This is a genomic window from Rubrivirga sp., from assembly GCF_049648075.1.
Lineage (GTDB): Bacteria > Bacteroidota > Rhodothermia > Rhodothermales > Rubricoccaceae > Rubrivirga.
The window spans coordinates 1-1,831 of sequence record NZ_JBARYR010000249.1 but is presented as its reverse complement, the minus strand read 5'-3'; the positions used below and the strand labels follow the sequence as shown (position 1 = coordinate 1,831).

The following is a 1,831-nucleotide window of genomic DNA, read 5'->3' as shown; positions in this document are numbered from 1 at the left end:
CTCTTGGTGGCTGTGACCGCCGTGTTTACGATCGCGCTCACGACGCGCCACGCCTACGACGTTGACCTGGTGCGGGCCGTCGGGCAGCCGTTTATCGAGACGGCAGACGGACAGGTGGCGAACCGCTTGCGCCTGCGCGTGCGCAATCAGACCGCGACCGACGCCTCGTTCCGAGCCGAACTGGTGCTGCCCGAGGGCGGGACATTGCGCATCGGCGCGACGCCTCCTGTCGCGGTCGCGTCGCGCGGGCAGGTCCGCATCGAGGGCGCGATCACCGTCCCGCGCGCGGCCTTCGGAGGGGCCGCACAGGTCCCCGCCGTCGTCCGCCTGACGTTCGAGGACGGAACCCTCGAGGACGCCCCCTTCACCCTTCTCGGCCCGAACCGCTAGCGCCATGTCTACGACTGACCCCGCCGGTCCCGTCCTCTGCGCCCTCGATTTCTCGGACGGCTCCGAGGCCGCGCTGGTCCTGGCGGCGGACCTGGCCGAGCGGTTCCACACGTCGCTGCTGCTGCTTCACGCTGACCCTCTGTTCTTCGCGTCGCCGTCGTCGTTCGACCTCGAGGGGCCGGACGGGATGCTTCGTGAGCGGATGCGGGCGTTTGCCGAGGCGGCCTTGGGAAGCGCGGAAGCCGTCGACGTCGTCGACCCAGAAGGAGTCATTCGGCATTCGGAGTACGCGGGTGATGCCATCGTGCGTCAGGCCGAAGAGGTCGGCGCGCGGCTCGTCGTCGTGGGCACGCACGGACGGCGTGGGCTCGGGAGGCTCTTGTCCGGGAGCGTGGCCGAGGAGGTGGTTCGGCAGGCGTCGTGCGAGGTGCTGGTCGTCCCCAACAGTGCGACTCGGACGGCCCCACATGCCGAGGCGCCCATCTTGGTCCCGGTCGACTTCTCGACCCACATGGACGCGGCGGTAGACCGGGCCGTGCATCTGGCGGGCTTGTACGGCGCGCCGCTCCGGCTGCTCCACGTGATCGGGCCGTCGCTTCCGCTCCCGACGTTCTACGGTGACGTGATCGGCCCGAACCTGTACGACGTGCCTACGCTCGTCGAGGCGAGCGACACGCATCTTCGAACTGTCGCCGACGGCCTCGAGGTCGACGCGGGTACGGAGACGCGGGTGGGGGCGCACCACGCCGAAATCGTCGCGGACGCGCAAGAGGCGGCGGCGGGCCTGATCGTGATGGCGACGCACGGCAACACCGGGCTCGACCGCGTCTTGCTCGGGAGCGTCACCGAGCGCACGCTCCGCCAGGCGCCGTGCCCCGTCTTCGTGGTCCGCGCCCTCGAGGTCGAATGACGACCTCGCCCCAGCACGTCCGCACCCAGGGTGCAGCGAGACCTCGGAACCTGGCGATCGGGTGTCTCGCCGTGCTGATCGTGATCGCGGCGCTCTGGATGGTGGGCCGCGTCTTGCGGTCGGCCGAGACCGGCCCGGCCGTCGAGCCGGAGCCCGTCGACCCCTCTCTCATCTCCCACGTCGATGCCTGACTCTGACCGCCCCGACCGCCGGCCGCCGCTGATCCCCAGCAACGTCGCGTGGCCGGCGTTCATCGTCTTCCTGCTCGCGATCAGCATCACGATGGCGGTCACGACGTTCATCGTGGCGCAGTCGGACGGCGGTGCGCGTCACATCGAGGAGGTCCAGCCCGAGCAGGGCCCGTGACGACGCTCGCCCCCGACGCTGTGGGTCCCGCCGCCCTGGCGGCCCTCGAGGACGTCTCGCCCGAGACGCCGTGCGTCCACTGCGCGCTGCCGGTGGGCCGACGGCCTATGTTGACGGCGGGAGGGGAGGCGTGCTGCTGTTCGGGCTGCGCCATCGTGCGCGACG

4 protein-coding genes are annotated in these 1,831 nt (G+C 70.9%); all 4 read left to right on the top strand.

The genetic code is table 11. The annotated features are described in order from the left end of the window. The coding region (locus WBA11_RS07515) for a FixG Ig-like domain-containing protein (protein ID WP_424520080.1) at positions 1 to 390 on the top strand (390 nt) is incomplete at its 5' end. A gap of 4 nt (positions 391 to 394) precedes the next feature. Next, positions 395 to 1,300, top strand: a complete 906-nt coding sequence (locus WBA11_RS07510) for a universal stress protein (protein WP_424520079.1) — start codon at positions 395 to 397, stop codon at positions 1,298 to 1,300. Beyond that, the gene (locus WBA11_RS07505) at positions 1,297 to 1,491 is read left to right on the top strand and encodes a hypothetical protein (RefSeq protein ID WP_424520078.1); all 195 of its coding nucleotides are present in this window, start codon (positions 1,297 to 1,299) and stop codon (positions 1,489 to 1,491) included. The genes WBA11_RS07510 and WBA11_RS07505 overlap by 4 nt, the downstream gene beginning before the upstream one ends. Beyond that, positions 1,484 to 1,666: a hypothetical protein gene (locus tag WBA11_RS07500; protein ID WP_424520077.1), complete on the top strand. Its 183-nt coding sequence runs from the start codon at positions 1,484 to 1,486 to the stop codon at positions 1,664 to 1,666. Before WBA11_RS07505 ends, WBA11_RS07500 begins: the two co-directional genes overlap by 8 nt. The last annotated feature ends 165 nt before the right edge of the window (positions 1,667 to 1,831 follow it).

Excerpts from the sequence above, each read along its gene's own strand:
- WBA11_RS07510 (WP_424520079.1), top strand. The coding sequence starts at position 395 with ATGTCTACGACTGACCCCGCCGGTCCCGTCCTCTGCGCCCTCGATTTC.
- WBA11_RS07505 (WP_424520078.1), top strand. The coding sequence starts at position 1,297 with ATGACGACCTCGCCCCAGCACGTCCGCACCCAGGGTGCAGCGAGACCT.
- WBA11_RS07500 (WP_424520077.1), top strand. The coding sequence starts at position 1,484 with ATGCCTGACTCTGACCGCCCCGACCGCCGGCCGCCGCTGATCCCCAGC.